The sequence below is a fragment of the Burkholderia sp. S-53 genome, from assembly GCF_025560745.1.
Taxonomy (GTDB): Bacteria; Pseudomonadota; Gammaproteobacteria; order Burkholderiales; family Burkholderiaceae; genus Burkholderia; species Burkholderia pyrrocinia.
Map to the genome: position 1 here is coordinate 340,129 of NZ_CP090482.1, position 16,876 is coordinate 357,004.

General features: G+C 68.0%; 12 protein-coding genes. 8 read left to right on the plus strand and 4 right to left on the minus strand.

All coding sequences use genetic code 11. From position 1 onward, the window contains the following. Positions 1–2: 2 nt before the first annotated feature. Together LXM88_RS01270 and LXM88_RS01275 are read right to left on the minus strand one after the other, a co-directional pair. Entirely contained in the window at positions 3–530 is a 528-nt protein-coding gene (locus LXM88_RS01270) for a 2'-5' RNA ligase family protein (RefSeq protein ID WP_262531312.1), read from the minus strand. A gap of 71 nt (positions 531–601) precedes the next feature. Continuing rightward, the gene (locus tag LXM88_RS01275; protein ID WP_262531614.1) at positions 602–1,579 is read right to left on the minus strand and encodes a bifunctional helix-turn-helix transcriptional regulator/GNAT family N-acetyltransferase; all 978 of its coding nucleotides are present in this window, start codon (positions 1,577–1,579) and stop codon (positions 602–604) included. A gap of 335 nt (positions 1,580–1,914) precedes the next feature. Here LXM88_RS01275 and LXM88_RS01280 point away from each other — a divergent pair, with 335 nt between their 5' ends. Beyond that, positions 1,915–2,289 (plus strand): S26 family signal peptidase, encoded by a 375-nt coding sequence (locus LXM88_RS01280; RefSeq protein WP_262531314.1) that lies wholly within the window; start codon positions 1,915–1,917, stop codon positions 2,287–2,289. Positions 2,290–2,497: 208 nt separating this feature from the next. On the opposite strand, the gene LXM88_RS01285 is transcribed toward LXM88_RS01280, so the two are convergent. After that, on the minus strand, positions 2,498–4,939 hold the full coding sequence (locus LXM88_RS01285; protein ID WP_262531315.1) for a PEP-utilizing enzyme: 2,442 nt from the start codon (positions 4,937–4,939) through the stop codon (positions 2,498–2,500). On the opposite strand from LXM88_RS01285, the gene LXM88_RS01290 reads away from it, so the two are divergent. Continuing rightward, on the plus strand, positions 4,938–5,216 hold the full coding sequence (locus LXM88_RS01290; RefSeq protein WP_262531317.1) for a hypothetical protein: 279 nt from the start codon (positions 4,938–4,940) through the stop codon (positions 5,214–5,216). The genes LXM88_RS01285 and LXM88_RS01290 overlap by 2 nt on opposite strands. Before the next feature lie 49 nt (positions 5,217–5,265). Here the strand turns inward: LXM88_RS01290 and LXM88_RS01295 are convergent, their stop codons facing one another. Then, positions 5,266–6,360: an AraC family transcriptional regulator gene (locus LXM88_RS01295; protein ID WP_262531318.1), complete on the minus strand. Its 1,095-nt coding sequence runs from the start codon at positions 6,358–6,360 to the stop codon at positions 5,266–5,268. Between the two features lie 252 nt (positions 6,361–6,612). Between LXM88_RS01295 and LXM88_RS01300 the strand changes: the two genes are divergently transcribed. The 6 genes from LXM88_RS01300 to LXM88_RS01325 all read left to right on the plus strand — a co-directional run bounded on the left by LXM88_RS01300 (position 6,613) and on the right by LXM88_RS01325 (position 16,873). After that, entirely contained in the window at positions 6,613–8,004 is a 1,392-nt protein-coding gene (locus LXM88_RS01300) for an APC family permease (RefSeq protein ID WP_262531319.1), read from the plus strand. A 50-nt stretch (positions 8,005–8,054) separates the two neighbouring features. Next, positions 8,055–9,452 (plus strand): aspartate aminotransferase family protein, encoded by a 1,398-nt coding sequence (locus LXM88_RS01305; RefSeq protein ID WP_262531321.1) that lies wholly within the window; start codon positions 8,055–8,057, stop codon positions 9,450–9,452. 28 nt (positions 9,453–9,480) lie between these two features. Continuing rightward, positions 9,481–10,905: an aldehyde dehydrogenase family protein gene (locus tag LXM88_RS01310; protein ID WP_262531322.1), complete on the plus strand. Its 1,425-nt coding sequence runs from the start codon at positions 9,481–9,483 to the stop codon at positions 10,903–10,905. A gap of 144 nt (positions 10,906–11,049) precedes the next feature. Then, positions 11,050–12,540, plus strand: coding sequence for a M81 family metallopeptidase (locus tag LXM88_RS01315; protein ID WP_262531323.1), 1,491 nt, complete (start codon positions 11,050–11,052; stop codon positions 12,538–12,540). 136 nt (positions 12,541–12,676) lie between these two features. Continuing rightward, positions 12,677–13,864 (plus strand): beta-propeller fold lactonase family protein, encoded by a 1,188-nt coding sequence (locus LXM88_RS01320; RefSeq protein WP_262531324.1) that lies wholly within the window; start codon positions 12,677–12,679, stop codon positions 13,862–13,864. A gap of 516 nt (positions 13,865–14,380) precedes the next feature. Continuing rightward, entirely contained in the window at positions 14,381–16,873 is a 2,493-nt protein-coding gene (locus tag LXM88_RS01325; protein WP_262531325.1) for a glycoside hydrolase domain-containing protein, read from the plus strand. Positions 16,874–16,876 lie beyond the last annotated feature (3 nt).

Sequence of the window (16,876 nt, forward strand, 5' to 3'; positions counted from 1 at the left end):
GCCTATAACGGCGTGGATCGGAGTGGAAACGTGTGCAACGCTTTCCAACGGCCGCTTGCGTTCTCAAGCAGGGTGACCGAACGACACGTTGCGCGCAGCGGTGGCGATGAGCGCATCCGTTTTTCGAGTTCATCCGCGGCCGTTTGCGCATGCCGTGCATCGCCATGCGCGACCGTGAGATGGGGTATCACGCTTCGATGCTCGCCTCCGTACGGCGGGAACGACGGAAAGCATTCGACAAGGGCGGCGGTCAACGCGATGAACGGCTCGGCTGGTGTCGGCGACAGATAGGTACTTTGCGGAAAGCGTCCGATGTCTGCCAGCGTGAACGTGAACGCAGCGACCGTGCTTAACGACGCTTGCGCATCGGCGAGCACGGACGGTGTGATGTCGTCGGTGGACATGAACGGGAACAGTACGGTGATGTGGGCGGGCACGCCAAGCGCGGCGCTCGCGTCGAAACGTTCGCGCAGCGGCGCGACAAGCGATTCCGCTTCGGGAACCGTGATCACGAACGCAGACTGTGCCATGCCGGGTTTCCTGTGGCTGGGGTGTCGATCCGGCGCTCAAGCACAGCCTGAGCGCAAACCGCCGTTGAAAATCAGCGTCCTGACCCAGGCCGACTGAAACGCTGCTCGACCACCTCGGTTCCCCAATGCGTGCCCGCGGACTCGCTGGTCAGCGTAAAGCCGAACGACTCGTACAGATGGCGAGCCGAATCCAGCCCCTTGAAGGTCCACAGGTAGGTTTCGCGAAACCCCCGCTCATCGACGAAGCGCATGGCTTGCGTCATGAGCTGGCGCCCGATGCCCGACCCGCGCAACGCGTCGTTCACGATGAACCAGCGCAGATGCGCGACGCCGGTCGCCGGGTCGCCGTCGATCGCGAGCGACGCGAGCGTCCGTCCGTGTTCCTGGCAGAGCCAGAGCGCCTTGCCGTCGGCCGGCAGCGCGCCCGCGAACTCGGCAAGCTCGGTCGCCACGCGCTTTTCGAAAAAGGCGCCGAACCCCCAGTGCTCCGCATGGAAGCGCGCGTGCAGGCCCGCGATGTCGCCGATGCAGCCCGGCTGGTAGCCTTCGCGGATCTGCGGCGCATCGGGTGCCGCGGCGGGCGCCTTGGCGGCGTTGTCTTGCGCGAGCGCATCGGCGTACAGCGCGAGCGAACGCAGCAGCGCCTGCTGGTCGGCCGGAATCATGCGACGCAGCGCATTCGACACCTGATCCGTCGCGAACTGGTCGATTCGTTTCCGGAGCTTTTTGCCTTCGGCGGTGAGGGTCAGCTCGGTCGCGCGCGCATCCTCGCTCGACACGCGGCGCTCGACGATACCGGCGGCCTCGAGCCGCGCGAGTTGCCGGCTCGTGTTCGATTTGTCCAGCCGCAGGATATTGCCGAGATCCCTGGCGTTGATGCCGGGCGCCATCCCGATCTCGAGGATCGCGTGAACGGCCGATGGCGCCCAATCGCTGTCGGCCAGCGTCGCGCGCATGAAGCCGAGCTCGCGAACCAGTTTGCGGGAAAAGTCTCGAAGCTCGAGGATGGTCGCTTCGCGAGGCTTGGCGGGAGCGTCGATGAGATCCATGGGGTTTGCCCGAAAAGGTTGCGTGTCGCAAGCAATAATAGTTGCGGGTCGCAACTTCATCAAGGCGGATTTTCGGTGAAGCGGTGGCCCAACTGTCGCTTTCGGAGGGGCGGCGTCGAAGCCGCTCAAGGGGCCCGAACGAGCCCGCAGTTTTGGGCGGTGAACGGTAGCGACGCGGGTGGCGAAGTGCGGTGACGTGGACGCATACTGGGCGCATCGAGTCGACCCGCAGGCAGGGGTGTCGACCGATCATCGATCCGGATGCGCGACCGCGGGCCATCGACCGGACCGGATGCGTCGTCGTCGATCGAGGTCCATGGACCACGGAGATCACCATGAACAGGCTGTTGCCGATGACGATTGCGTTGCTTGCCGGATGCGGCATCGGCGCGGAAACGCTCCACGCTGCCGGCAGCATGGATGCGCTGCCCTGCAGCGCGGCGCATGCGGCGGACCAGGGCGGTAACGCCCCGATGTCGGGCACGTCGGTCCGCAGCTTTTCGACCGCCGGTTGCTCGGGCGCGGTGCTGCAGGGCGAACGGGCCACCGCGACGGTCGACGGCGATCGGGTCGAACTGCGGGACGGCACCGTCTATGTGAACGGCCGGTCGTACGGCGCCGTCACGCCCGCGCAGACGGTCGAATACGAGGCCGCGCACGACCGGCGCATATTGAAGGTCGACGGGAAAGTCCGTACGCCGCAGCGCTGAGCGCCGATTCCGGCTTCCGTCAGCCGCGACGCGTCACGCGTCACGTCGTCTTCGGATAGCTGACTTCCATTCCCGCGCGCACGTCCTGCTGGATGCCGTACTGCGCGAACGGGTAGCGCAGCCCGTTCCGCGACAGCGCTTCCATCCCCGCAATCGCCTGTTCCAGTGCGTCCGGCGCCACCCCCTCAACACGCCGGCAGGCGGCGCGCTACGCTTGGTCGACCAGCGTCAGCCGGCCGTCGCTGAGCCGCACTTCGCGCCCGACCCACGCCGCGTCGACGCGCGGCAGCACGGCCGACGGCTTGCGCAGTTCGCGCAGCAGCGTCGCGCCGTGCGACAGCCGGCCGCCCATCCGCGCGATTACGGCGCGCGCGGCCTGGTACTGCGCGTGCCGGCCCGGGTCGAGCGTGTCTTCCAGCAGGATGTCGTGGCCGAGCACGCCCTGCGTGTCGCCCGGATAGATCATGAAGCCGGTCGCCTCGTCGGTGCCTTCGCTGCCGTCCTGCCAGAAGCTGCCGTTGCGTTCGCGGCGCTCGGGATGGGGCGCGAACCACGTGTCGCGATCGGCGGCCGGCATCGCATGATGCAGGCGGAAGAACACGCGCATCAGGTTGTCGCGATACCACTCGCGCACCTGCAGATACCAGCCGCGCATGCCCGGCGCGCCGAGCGTGTGGAGCACGCGAACCGGCAGCGGCCAGTCGGGAAACGCCTGCAGCGGCAGGTCCGTGGCTGCCGGGCGTGCGGTGCCCGGATCGGTTTCCCACGGCAAGCGGTGCGGGCTGTCGTCGAGCCGGCCATACACGGTCGGCGGGCGCCCCCACAGCGCGCCACCGCTGCTGGCGAGCGATGCGGCGATGCACAGGTTGCCCTGCACGACGAACACGTAGAAGCGCGTGAACCAGTCGGCCAGTTGCCGGCCGTCGGCGCGCTGCTCGACGAGCGTCGCGAGTTCCCGGTCGAAGCGCCGCAAGCCGTGCTCGAGCGTCGGCAGGTGCCCGCGTGCGACGCGAAGCATGCGCCAGAACACCGGCAGCGAACGCAGCAGGCGCAGCGGTCGCCAGCGCAGCGGCGGCGTCGCGCCGCCGATTTCGCCGCTGTAGTTGCCGGCCGATACGCCCCAGTCGGCCAGGCGCGCCAGGAACAGGTCGTTGTTGATGTACGACGCGCCGCCATAGAGCGCGGTGAACGGTTCGTTGTCCCGCAGCACGCGTGCATCCCAGCGCGCCATGATGGCCGGGATGCTGCCGGCCGCGCGGCGTTGCGCATACTCGACCAGCCGGCTCGGCTGCGGCGGCAGGATCTCGGCGATGTTGGCCGAGGTCAGGTGCCGGCGCCAGCCGTAGTCGCTGATCGGGCGGTACTGCAGCAGCCACAGTTGCGTGCCGTCCCACGCCCATTCGACATCGCCCGGCACGTAATGAAACGCGCGCAGTACGCGTTGCAGGAAGGTCCACAGTTGCGTCGCGGTCAGGCCGTGCGCGGTCGGGAACGTGCCGCTCCGCCAGGGCTCGCCGAGCCGCGACAGGATCGCGCGCTGCGGGCTCGCCTGCCCGTCGGCGAGCGTTTCGAGGTGACCCTGCACCCATTCGACTTCGACCGCGAGATGACGCACGAACGCGATGCCGGACAGCACGGGCGCGACGAAGCGCTGCACGACCGCTTCCTCGAGCCCGCCGTCGAGCAACTCGGCCACGCGCGCGGCCGCCTGCGGCGCCGGTACGCGCAGGAACGTCGTGTGCAGGCCGGCATTGGCCGCATCGGCCTGGTCTTCGCCATGACTCGACGAGCGGATCGCCCACTCGGCATCGGGCTGGCTCGCGAGAAAACCGGGCAGGCGCGGGTCGTCGGCGCGGGTGAGCGACAGCGCCGGCGGCACCGGCAGCCCGGCCATCGTGGCCAGCGCCAGGCGTCCGCCTTTCGTGTGCGCGACGAAGCCCGTGTCGCCCGCTTCGAGCCACTGCGCGAAGGTTGCCGGCGCATCGATCCACGGATAGTGTCCCCAGCCGGCCTGCAGCGTGACGGTGAGATCGGCGCGCGCGAGGATCGCCGACCACGCGGCGGCCTGGCGCACGCCGAGCACGTTGTCCTGGTTGCCCCACACGAGTTCGATGCGATCGGTGACCCACTCGAGCAGCGGCAGCGCGGTATCGGCGCGCACGAGATCCCAGTGCGGCAGGAACGCGCGGCAGCGCGCATAACCGGCGCCCATGCGGCGGTACTGCGCGCCCGTCCAGGCCTGGTTCGAGAACTTGCGTGCGAACAGCGTCGGGTAGTGCGCGAGCAGCCAGTGAATCGTCTTGCGCAGCGGTTTCGGCGCCATCAGTTTCGGCAGGCGCCGTTCCCACAGGAACGCGCCGACGGGCGCGAGCAGCACGCTGCGGCCGAAGTGGCCGGGGCGCCGCTGCAACGCGTGCAGCACCAGCAGCGCATTCACGCCGACCGCGATGATCGCGTGGCCCGGCTCGGTTGCGTCCAGCAGCGCTTGCGCGAAGGCGGCGAGGTCTTCGCACGGCGGCGCGGGATTGTCGCCGAAACCCGGCAGTTCCAGCGGCACGGGTCGGTAGTGCCGGAAGTGGGGCAACGCATCGTCCCACCAGTCGGCCGCGCTGCCGTTGCCGGCGAGGAGGTACAGGATCGGTTTGCTCATGGAGGCTTCGTCGGTCGACGATCGTCGCGGTTGCGCCTGGCCCGATTACGCGGCGACGTCGGCGGATGCCGCGGGGCGCTTTTGCATTGCGCCGGTGCGACTGGAATGGCAGCGTGGCCCGCTCGGGTTGATTGTTGCGGGCATTCTACGCGAGTCGATTCAATGCAATATTCAATTGGGGTTTTGGATTTTTCGATGCGCGATCAATACGCGTTACCGCGTTGTCGATTGCCCGAAATGTCCGGACCGATTCCATCCAGTCGATGGTCATGAATGACGTGTGCAAAAAGTCCTGATGCCGGCAATGCAGCCGTAACCGGTCCGGCTCACGCGTCGGCGTCCGACTCGGCGCGCGGCGTCGTGCCCGTCCAGCGTCGATATGCGTGACGAAAGCTGCGCGGCTCGCTGTAGCCGAGACGTTCGGCGATCGCCGCGACCGTCAGCGTGTGGTCGTCGAGCATCCGCACCGCCTCGTCGTGACGCACCTCGTCGAGCAGCGACTGAAACGTGATGCCGTCCTTGTCGAGCCGCCTGCGCAGCGTGCGCTCCGTCAGGTGCAGCGCATCCGCGAGCGACGTCATCGACTTGAAGCGCGACAGGTCGCGCGCCATCAGCTCCTTCGCGCGGTCGGCGAAGCGCGTGCCGACCGATGCGGCCCACTGCCGTTCGAGCGCTTCGCATTGGCCGTGCAGCGCGTTGAAGCTGACTTCGTTCGCAAGGCGCGGCATTTCCGTGCCGTCCACGGACGTGAACACGAGGCGGTTGTCGCCCGCATTGAACGCGACCTTGCAGCCGAAGTGACGCGTGTAGTCGGCCGCGTTGCGCGGCGTGCGGCGGGCGAGTTGAAGCTGCTCGGGCCAGACCGGCTTGCCGACGAGATCGGACACGATCAGGCGCAGGCTGGCCAGGCACATGTCGACCTGAAACACCTCGAGATCGGGTTCGCCGTTGTAGCGGCCGATCGTCACGCTCATGCCGTCCGCATGCGCATCGATACGCACATCGAAATACAGCCCCATGAACAGCGGAAACTGGCTCATGCACCGGAACGCCTGCATCACGGAGCCGCTGATCAGCATCGCGTAACCGGCGAGACCGAGCGTCGACACATGCAGCCGCGCGCCGATCGACAGCCCGATCGACGGCACGCCGCTGCAGCGCAGCAGGTTGCGGAAACAGCGCTGCTCCTGAGCGCGATTCACGTGCAGGTTCGGCGACGCGACTTCGTCCGCGCCGAGCCCCGTGCCTTCGAGCAGCGCGGCGCCGTCGATGTGCCGCACGCGGCACTCGTCGAGCGCGACCGCGATCGCGTGGACGGTGGCGGGAATGTCTTCCTGGCGTCCGGCCGGACGCGCGAGGCCGAGCGACGAACGCAGGCTGTGCTCGGCCCTGCTCTGGTTTCGATGGGAGCGGCTGTCCATGGTGCGGATGCGGCGACGGGATCGCGTAGAACATAGCCGGAATGTCCGCAAAACGCCAGTGCGGCACAGCACCATGCAAGACTGGCCGGCGCGACGCGCGGCGACCTGTCCGCAAATATCCCCCGATTACGTCCGCTTTTCTCATTCGTCCTCGAATTTTTGGCGCACCACACTCGTTTCCGAATCGTGCAATGCACGCGTTGCCGACGAAACGAGTGTTGACGTGATGAATGCAATCCACGCGAGGACAGCATGAACAACGACAGGCCAGGTCGATCCGCATCGGCCGCTTCGACGCATGACTCGGGGCCGCACGCGCATCGATGCGACGCAAACGGACGACGCGACGCGCATCCGCTCGGACTGTTCACGCTGGTGATCTTCGGCCTCGCATACATGCTGCCGATGACGGTGTTCACGACCTACGGGATCGTCACGAGCGAGACGAACGGGCATCTGACGGCCGCGTATGCGGTCACGCTGGTCGCGATGCTGTTCACCGCGCGCAGCTACGGCCACATGGCGCGGCTGATGCCGAGCGCCGGGTCGGCCTATACGTTCGCGAGCCGCAACTTCGGCACGTCGGCCGGCTTCATGGTCGGCTGGGCATTGCTGATGGACTACCTGTTCATCCCGATGATCAGCTACCTCGCGATCGGCATCTACATGAAGCAGATTTTTCCGGCCGTGCCGGCCAGCGTGTGGATCGTCGCGAGCATCGCGCTGATCACCGGGCTGAACATCGTCGGCATCCGGCTCGTCAACCGCGTGAACCTGATCCTGATCGCGAGCCAGCTCGTGTTCATCGCGATCTTCATCATCGCATCGGCGCGGGTCGCGAGCGGCGAAGGATTGTCGATGGCGGTCGCGTTGCCGTCGTCGGGCGATGCGCGCGCGATCTTCGCCGGGTCCGCGATCCTGTGCCTGTCGTTCCTCGGCTTCGATGCGGTCACCACGCTGTCGGAGGAAACGCGTGAGCCGCGGCGCACGGTCCCGCGCGCGATCCTGCTCTGCACGCTGGCGAGCGGCCTGCTGTTCATGCTGATCGCGTATATCGGGCAACTGGTGTTCCCCGACTGGCACGCGTTCAAGGATCTCGATTCGGCCAGCCTCGACCTGATGCGGCGCGTCGGCGGCGGCACGCTGTCGGCGCTGTTCGTCGCGGTGTACGTGGCCGGCTGCTTCGCGAGCGCGATGGCCGGGCAGGCGAGCGTGACGCGCGTGCTGTTCGCGATGGGCCGCGACCAGGTGCTGCCCGAACGCGTGTTCGGTCACCTGCATGCGCGGCTGCGCACGCCGGTGCGCGCGACGCTCGCGGTCGGCGTGGTGTCGCTGTCCGCGTTGTTCATCACGCTCGATCTCGCGTCGACGATGATCAGCTTCGGCGCGCTCGTCGCGTTCGCGATCGTGAACCTGTGCGTGATGCGCAGCTATCTGTGCCGGCCCGAGCACCGCCACGTCGCGGGCTGGATCACGATCGGCGTGATGCCTGCAATTGGTTTCGCGATGAACGTGTGGCTCTGGTCGGGGCTGTCGCGCCAGACGTTCTACGTTGGCATCGGCTGGCTCGTGCTCGGGCTCTGCCAGCTCGTGTGGCTGACGCGCGGCTTCACGCGTCCGGCGCCGGCGCTGTCGATGAATTGAATCACCGGCCGCGCACTGCCGGTTTTGAAACCCTGAAGGAGGAACGACCCATGAACGCTGTTGACGTCAATCTCGATGCGGACCTGCAGGCGCTCGGCAAGCGCCACCTGCTGATGCACTTCACGCACGCCGATGCGTATCGCGACCACGCGCTGACCGTGTTCGACCGCGGCGAAGGCTGCTGGCTCGTCGACCGCAACGGCAAGCGCTACTTCGATGCGCTGGCCGGGCTGTACTGCGTGCAGGTCGGCTACAGCCACGGCGCGGAGATCGGCGACGCGATTCGCGAGCAGATGGTCCGGCTGCCGTTCGCAACCAACTGGGGTTATGGCCACGAACCGGCGATCCGTCTCGCGCACAAGCTCGCGGCGCTCGCGCCGGACGGCCTGAACCGCGTGTTCTTCACGTCGAGCGGCTCGGAGTCGAACGAATCGGCGATCAAGCTGGTGCGCCAGTATCACCAGTCGCGCGGCGAGCCGCAGCGGCGCAAGTTCATCGCGCGGCGCGTCGCGTATCACGGCACGTCGTTCGGCGCGCTTGCGCTGAACGGGATGACGAACTTCCGCAAGCATTTCGAGCCGCTGATGTCGGGCGTGCGGCATGTGGGCAACACGAAGCGCTACGGCCGCCCGGTAGGCGAGACCGAAGCGCAGTTCACGCGCCACCTGCTCGACGAGATCGAATCGCTGATCGTGCAGGAAGGGCCGGACACGGTCGCCGCGATCGTCGTCGAGCCGCTGCAGAACGCGGGCGGCAGCCTGACGCCGCCGGCCGGCTACGCGGCCGGGCTGCGCGACATCTGCGACCGGCACGGCGTGTTGCTCGTCGCCGACGAAGTGATCTGCGGATTCGGCCGGCTCGGCGAATATTTCGGGTCGGCGCGCTACGGGCTGAAACCGGACCTCATCACGTTCGCGAAAGGCATCGCGTCGGGCTATGTGCCGCTCGGCGGCGTGATCGCGAGCGACGCGGTCGTCGATACGGTGCTCGACGGCCCGCAGCAGATGTTCCTGCACGGCGCGACGTACGGCGGCCATCCGGTCGCGTGCACGGCCGCGCTCGCGAACCTCGCGATCATGGAACGCGAAGGCGTGCTCGAGAACGTCCGCGCCAACGAAGCGGTATTCCGCCAGACGCTCGACGGCCTGCTCGAACTGCCGTGCGTCGGCGACGTGCGTGGCGACGGCTATCACTACTCGCTCGAACTCGTGACCGACAAGGCCGCGCGCCGCTGGGCGGCGGGCATCAGCGCGCAGGCGTTCGTGTCGACGCTGCTCGCACCCGCGATCTTCGACGCAGGGCTGCTGTGCCGCGCGGGCGTCGATCACGAAGGCACGCCGATCGTGCAGTTCTCGCCGCCGCTCGTGATGTCGCGCGACGAGATCGTGTGGTTCGTCGCGCAGATCCGCGACATCCTCGTCGACACCTATGCGCGTGCGATGCGCTGAGCCGGCATCTTCATAACAGGAGCATTCGATGCGAACGTCACGACAGTCCTATATCGATGGCCAGTGGCTCGATCCGGCCGACGCGCCGGCGATCGACGTGATCGACCCGGCCACCGCGCGGCCGTATGCGCAGCTCAGGATCGGCGGCGCGGCCAACGTCGACCGCGCGGTCGGTGCGGCGAAGCAGGCCTTCGACACGTACTCGCGCTGGCCGGTGGCCGAGCGCGTCGCGCTGCTGCAGCGCGTGCTCGACATCTATCGACGCCGCTACGAAGAAGTCGCGCAAACGATCAGCCAGGAGATGGGCGCGCCGATTGCGTTCGCGCGCGCGATGCAGGCCGCGGTCGGCACCGCGCACCTCGAACAGACGATCCGCGCGCTGCAGTCGTTCCGCTTCAGCACGCAGACCGATTCGCTGCTGGTATCGCACGAGCCGATCGGCGTATGCGCGCTGATCACGCCGTGGAACTGGCCGATCAACCAGATCGTGTGCAAGGTCGCGCCGGCGCTCGCGGCCGGCTGCACGATGGTGCTCAAGCCGAGCGAGATCGCGCCGTTCAGCGCGATCCTGTTCGCGGAGATCCTGCACGAAGCCGGCGTGCCGCCCGGCGTGTTCAACCTCGTGCATGGCTACGGGCATGAAGTGGGCGACGCGCTGTCGCGCCACCCCGATGTCGACATGGTGTCGTTCACGGGGTCGACGCGTGCGGGCGTCGAGGTCGCGAAGTCGGCCGCCGATACCGTGAAGCGCGTGCACCAGGAGCTCGGCAGCAAGAGCCCGAACCTGATCCTGCCCGACGCCGATATCGACGATGCGGTCACGTGCGGCGTACGCAGTTGCTTCAGCAACAGCGGCCAGTCGTGCAATGCGCCGACGCGCATGCTCGTGCACGCCGATCATCTGGCGCTGGCCGAGCAGGCCGCACGGCGCGAGGCGGAACGCACTGTCGTCGGCGATCCGCGCTCGCCGGAAACGGGCCTCGGGCCGGTGGTCAGCCGCACGCAGTTCGACCGCATCCAGCATTTCATCCGGCTCGGGATCGAAGAGGGCGCGACGCTCGTCGCCGGCGGCCCCGGGCGGCCGGACGGGCTCGGCGACGGCTTCTACGTGCGGCCGACGGTGTTCTCGAACGTCACGCCGGGCATGACGATCGCGACCGAGGAAATCTTCGGGCCGGTGCTGTCGATCATGACCTACCGGACCGAGGACGAGGCCGTCGCGCTCGCGAACGATTCGGTGTACGGGCTCGCGGCCTACGTGCAGTCGAAGGATCTCGAACGCGCGCGCCGGATCGCGGCGCGGCTGCGCGTCGGCAACGTCCACATCAACTACCCGGCGTGGAACCCGGCCGCGCCGTTCGGCGGCTACAAGCGCTCGGGCAACGGGCGCGAGTATGCGGAGTTCGGCCTCGTCGAGTATCTGGAGACGAAGGGCACGACGGGGTACGCTTGAGCGACGCGCGGATATGCTGACCGGGCGCCGGTGTCCTGCGGGACGCCGCGCCTTTTCATCGATTGCGAGGAATTCGACGATGCAGGTGATGGAGACGACCGAAGGCATGCGCGGCGCGGCCGCGAGCGCGGAGGGCCGCGCGCGATGAAGATCCTGATCGCCCGGATGAACCACGAGACCAACACGTTCTCGCCGGTGCCGACGCCGCTCGCCGCGTTCGGCCGCAACGGCCCCGACTGGGGCGACGACGCGTATCGCGCGAACCACGGGATGCGCACCGCGATGGCCGCGTTCCTCGATGCGGCCGCGCGCGAAGGCGCTGAAATCGTGACGCCGGTGTCGGCGGCCGCGAACCCGAGCGGGCCCGTCGCGGCCGATGCGTATGCGGCGATCTGCGATGCGATCGTCGCGGCCGCGCCCGGCTGCGACGCGGTGATGCTCGACCTGCACGGCGCGATGGTCGCCGAGCAGAGCGCGGACGGCGAGGGCGACCTGCTCGCGCGCGTGCGCGCGGCGCTGCCCGACGCGCCGATCGCGGTCGCGCTCGACCTGCACGCGAACGTCACGCAGAAGATGATCGACCAGGCGGATGTGATCGTCAGCTTCAAGACCTATCCGCACGTCGACATGTATGAGACCGGCGAGCACGCGGCGCGCGTGCTGCTCGACCGGCTGCATGGTCGTGCACGGCCGGTGCTCGCATGGCGGCAGCCGCCGCTGATGACGTCGACGCTGCTCAGCGCGAGCGCCGAAGGCGCGATGCGGCGCGCGGTGGACGCCGCGCGCGCGGCCGAGGCCGACGGGATGCTTGCGGTATCGGTGTTGCCCGGCTTTTCGCTCGCGGATATTCCCGCGCCATGCGTCAGCGTCGTCGTGGTCGCCGACGGCGATCGGGCCGCGGCCGATGCGGTGGCCGAGCGTATCGCGCGGCAGATCTGGGATGCGCGCGACGAGTTCGTGTACCGCAGCGCGCCGCTCGCGGTATCGGTCGCGCAGGCCGCGGCGCTCGCGCGCGGTGCGGATCGCCCGGTGCTGATGCTCGATCACGGCGACAACTGCATGTCGGGCGGCCCGTGCGACACGATGGACCTGCTCGAGGCCGCGCTCGCGCACGGGCTCGACGGGATCGTCAGCGGGCCGCTATGCGATCCGGAGGCCGTTGCGGCGTTGATCGATGCAGGCGTCGGTGCGACCGTCACGGTGCCGGTCGGCAACCGGCTGCCGTCGCACGGCGGCGTGCGGCGCGAGCCGTTTCGCGCGACGGGTGTCGTGCGCGCGCTCACCGACGGCGAATACGTGATCACCGGGCCGACGTACACGGGCCAGCGCGCATACATGGGCCGCACGGCCGTGCTCGACATCGGCGCGGCCACGCTCGTCGTCACCGAGCGCACGCAGGAGCCGTGGGATCTGGACGTGTTCGAGAGCGTCGGCGTCGATCCGCGTCGCGCGCGCTTCCTGCTGCTGAAATCGCGGATGTATTGCCGGCCGGTGTTCGTGCCGATCGCGGCCGCGCTGGTCGAATGCGACAGCCGCGGCGTGACGGGCTCGGACTACGGGCTGTTTCGCTACGAGCGGCTTGCGCGGCCCGTGTATCCGCTCGACGACATCGATCGGTGGGAGCGGGGCGTGTAACCCGGTGGCCTGACGCAACGGGGCGCGAGACGCCGGATTTGCGCGCTTTCGGGCATCATGCGATGGCATCGACCCGTCGAGCAGCAGGGTCGTGCAATCCATTGCGTCCGCAACCGATCCGGAGAACCGACCGCTCATGCATTCGAATCCTTTCCGCCTGCGCAGCGCGCGCCTGCTCGCCGCGCTGACCCTCGCCACGACGGCCGGTGCCGTGCACGCCGCCGACTGGATCGTGTCCGGCAACGACGGCAAGTACCAGCGCGTCGAGGGCCGCGACACTTTCCTCGCTTCGCCGCCCGCCGACACGCTGACGCTGCTCGACGCCAGCACGTTCCCGCCGAAGGTCGCGCTGCAGGTCGATGTCGAGAACGGCATCCAGGGGCCGCCGCAGGCCGTCGCGATCACGCCCGACGCGAAGCTCGCGCTCGTCGGCGCGCCGACGCGCTACGACACGGCCGCGAAGCAGCTCGTGTACGACACGTTCCTGCAGGTCGTGAATCTCGACGCCGCACCGCCCGCGATCACGCGCATCGAGCTCGGCACGCATCCGCAAGGGATTGCGATCGACCGCTCGGGCCGGATCGCACTTGTCGCGAACGTCGACGGCAGCGTATCGATCCTGCGCATCGACGGCACGCAAGTCACGCTCGACGGCAACCTGAAGATCGGCAAGAAGCGGCTCGCGGGGATCAGCTTCACGCACGACGGCAAGCATGCGCTCGTGTCGCTGCGCGACGAGCAAGGGGTCGCGGTGCTGAACGTCGACGACGGCAAGGTGACCGACAGCGGCACGCGCCTGAGCACGGGCGTCGCGCCTTACACGATCGACGTATCGAGCGACAACCGCTGGGCCGTCGTCAGCAACGTCGGGCTCGCGGGGTTGCCGGGCTATGCGGGCAAGCTCGCGGGCGACGCCGATTCGGTCGCGCTGATCGACGTGTCGCGCGTGCCGTTCCGCACGGTCCAGTACCTGACGGTGCCGTCGCTGCCGGAAGGCGTCGCGATTTCGCCGAACGGGAAGTGGATCGCCGTGCAGGCGATGGACGGCTCGAACCTGACGCCCGACAATCCGGGCCGCCACAAGCTCGGCAAGGTGCTGCTGTTCGAGATTCGCGACGGGCAGGCCGTGAAGACCAGCGAGTTGCCCGGCGGCGAAGCCGCGCAGGGCATCGTGTTTACCGCCGACAGCCGGCACGTGATCGTGCAGTTCAACGTCGAACGGCAGCTTGCGCTGTATACGGTGGAAGGTGGCAAGCTGCGCGATACGGGCAAGCGAATTGCGCTGACCGGCGGGCCGTCGTCGTTGAGGACGTTGCCGCGCTGACGCGCGGGGCGCCTGGTCGTTCACCTTCCTGAGTGCGTGTGGCGCCCGGATTTGCCGGGCGCCTGTCGAAGCGCATCCCTCTCCGCCGCCGCTGCAACACGACAAATGGCGGCAATTTGTTCCCGAAGCCGCTTAACCCCGATTTGTTTAGTTAAACAAACTGAAAATTCGGGAAACTTCTTGTGGTGAATAAACAGTCGTTGCGGCACTGTAAGCCCATGGGGCAGGTGGCAGTCCCGGATACAGGAGGGTGGGTGACGGTTGTGGCAGCAACGATCGTCGCCGGATCAATCGTTGTAGTTAACGGTGCCAAACGAAAAAATGAAAAATCCACGACTCTTGCTCGTCGCCGCACTGACTTGCGCAGCGCTTGCCGCGTGTGGCGGCGACGACGCGAACAGTGTCACGACTGCCAGCAACGATGCCGGAGAGACACCGGCGACCGTGCCGCCGCCGACTTCAGGGCCGTCGCAACCGTCCCGGCCCGATCAACCGGCGCCGCCCAAACGCACCAACATGCAGTTGACGCAGTTCGTCGATCCGCTCATCGGCACGCAGGTCAACGCGGACTCCGGCTACGCGGGCAACGTGAGCCCCGGTGCGATGGTGCCGTTCGGCATGGTGAACTTCGGGCCGAACACGCCGCGCTACAACTTCAACGGCTCGGGCGGCTACCTGTCGTCGGGCGGATCGGGCGGCACGATCGACTTCTTCAGCGTGACGCACCTGAGCGGCGTCGGCTGTCCGGGGCAGGGCGCGGTCGCGATGCTGCCGACCGATGCGGCGACGGCGGTTGCGTCGGGCGGCCGGCCGATCGGCATCGGTTACAACTATGCGGATGAAACGGCCGAACCCGGCTACTACAAGGTCCGCCTCGCGAACGGCATCGTGACGGAACTGAGCGCAACGCCACGTTCCGGCATCGCGCGCGTCACGTACACGAACAAGGACAAGGGCTTCTTCTCGATCGATGCGAAGCTGAACGGCAACAGCGATTCGGGCAGCACGAAGGTCACCGCCAACAACGTCGCGCTGACGATAGCCAGCGACGGCAAGTCGATGAGCGGGCAGGCCGTGGCGCCGGCGTTCTGCACGCCGTACGGCACGGTGTGGAATGCGCCCGTGTATTTCTATGCGACCTTCGACAAGCCGCTGCGCAGGCAGACGGGCACGTCGTCGGTGAATACCGCCAGCAACGGCGCGGCGACGCTGCAGTTCGACCTGACCGACGCGGACAGGACGGTGACCGTGAAGGTCGCGGTTTCGTCGGTCAGCGTCGGGAACGCGCGGCGCAACCTGCACGACGACGGCGAAAAACTCGCGTTCGACGATGCGCGCACGAATGCTGCCGGCTTGTGGAACGACCGCCTCAACACGATCCAGATCGACCAGGCCGCGCATCCCGCATCGCTGGACTCGACGCAGAAGGCGAACCTCACGAAGTTCTACACCGCGCTCTATCGCGTGTTCGGCACGCCGACGCTGTACAGCGACTCGAACGGCGAATTCCGCAGCATGCGCCAGCCGCGGAACGCGGACGGCAGCTATCCGACGTCGGTCGACCAGACCGGAACCACCCCGCCGCGCGCGACGGCCAGGGTCGGCGACTATGCGTTCCGGCGCGCCGACGGATCCGTCGGCGGCACCGGCAATCACTACACGGGCTTCTCGCTGTGGGACACGTACCGGTCGCAGGCGCAACTGCTCGCGATGCTTGCGCCGAAGGAGTCGAGCGACATGATGCAATCGCTCGTCGTCGACGCGTTGCAGTGCGGCGCCTTCCCGCACTGGGTCGACGGCAGCGACGACTCCACGCCGATGGCGGGCGACAACGCGCTGAACGTGATTGCCGGCGCGTACAAGTTCGGCGCGACCGATTTCGATCTGGTGTCGGCCGCACGGCTGACGAAGCAGTCCGCGTTCGATCCGTCGAGCGCATGCAACGACCGCACGAGCGCGGCGGGGCTTGCCCATTTCCTGACGGCCCACTACCTGTCGCAAGGCGACGACGGTCACTCGTCGTCCGCGACCATCGAGCGCGTGCTGAGCGACCGCTCGGCGGCCGCGTTCCTGCAGGCGCTGCCGGCCAGCGTGCTGAACGCGCCGTCGGTCGGCGTGACGCCGGACAACATCGGCACGCTGTACACGCGGGCGGGGTGGTGGCGCAACATCTTCGACTACACGAACAAGGTGATCGCCGCGCGCAACGCGCCGCCGGCCGGTTCGGCGCCCGGCACGCTGGGCACCCTGGTGCCGGGTTCGTTCCATGAATCGACGGAGCCGAACTACTTCTGGACCTTCGCGCAGGACTGGACCGCGTTGATCGACGCGATCGGCGGCAAGCAGGCGGCCGTCACGCGGCTGAACAACCTGTTTGCGATCGCGACGCCGTTCTCGACCGTGCCGACCACCGGCGATCTGAACGGCGGCCAATCGTCCGCCAACCTGTACATCGGCAACGAGCCGTCGTTCCAGTCGCCGTGGGGGTACAACTGGGCCGGGCAACCGAGCGGCGCACAGTACGTTCTCCCGATCATCATGTCGAAGGCGTTCACGACCGGCCGCGACGGGCTGCCGGGCAACGACGACATGGGCGCGACGTCGAGCTGGTACGTGTGGGCGGCGCTCGGCATGTTCCCGGTCATTCCGTCGGAAGCCGGGCTCGCGTTGTCCACGCCGCAGTTCAGCGGGATCACCGTCTGGCTCGGCAACGGCAAGACGCTGCGGCTCGACAGCGACAAGCAGGTGGCGATCGACGGCTCGGGGCGCCCGACGTTCGCGTATATCCGGTCGCTGCAGGTCAACGGCGCGGACTATGCGGGTTCGTGGCTGCCGCTGGGCACGATCGCCAATGGCGGAACGATGCGCTACGCGCTGTCCGCGACGCCGACGCAATGGGCGGCTGCCGACAACCTGACGCCGCCGTCCGGGCCGAACGCGGACTACACGCGTATGACGGCCGGCGTCTCGCCTGCCGAGATGCGGATGCGCGTGGCCGGCGCGCGATGAGCG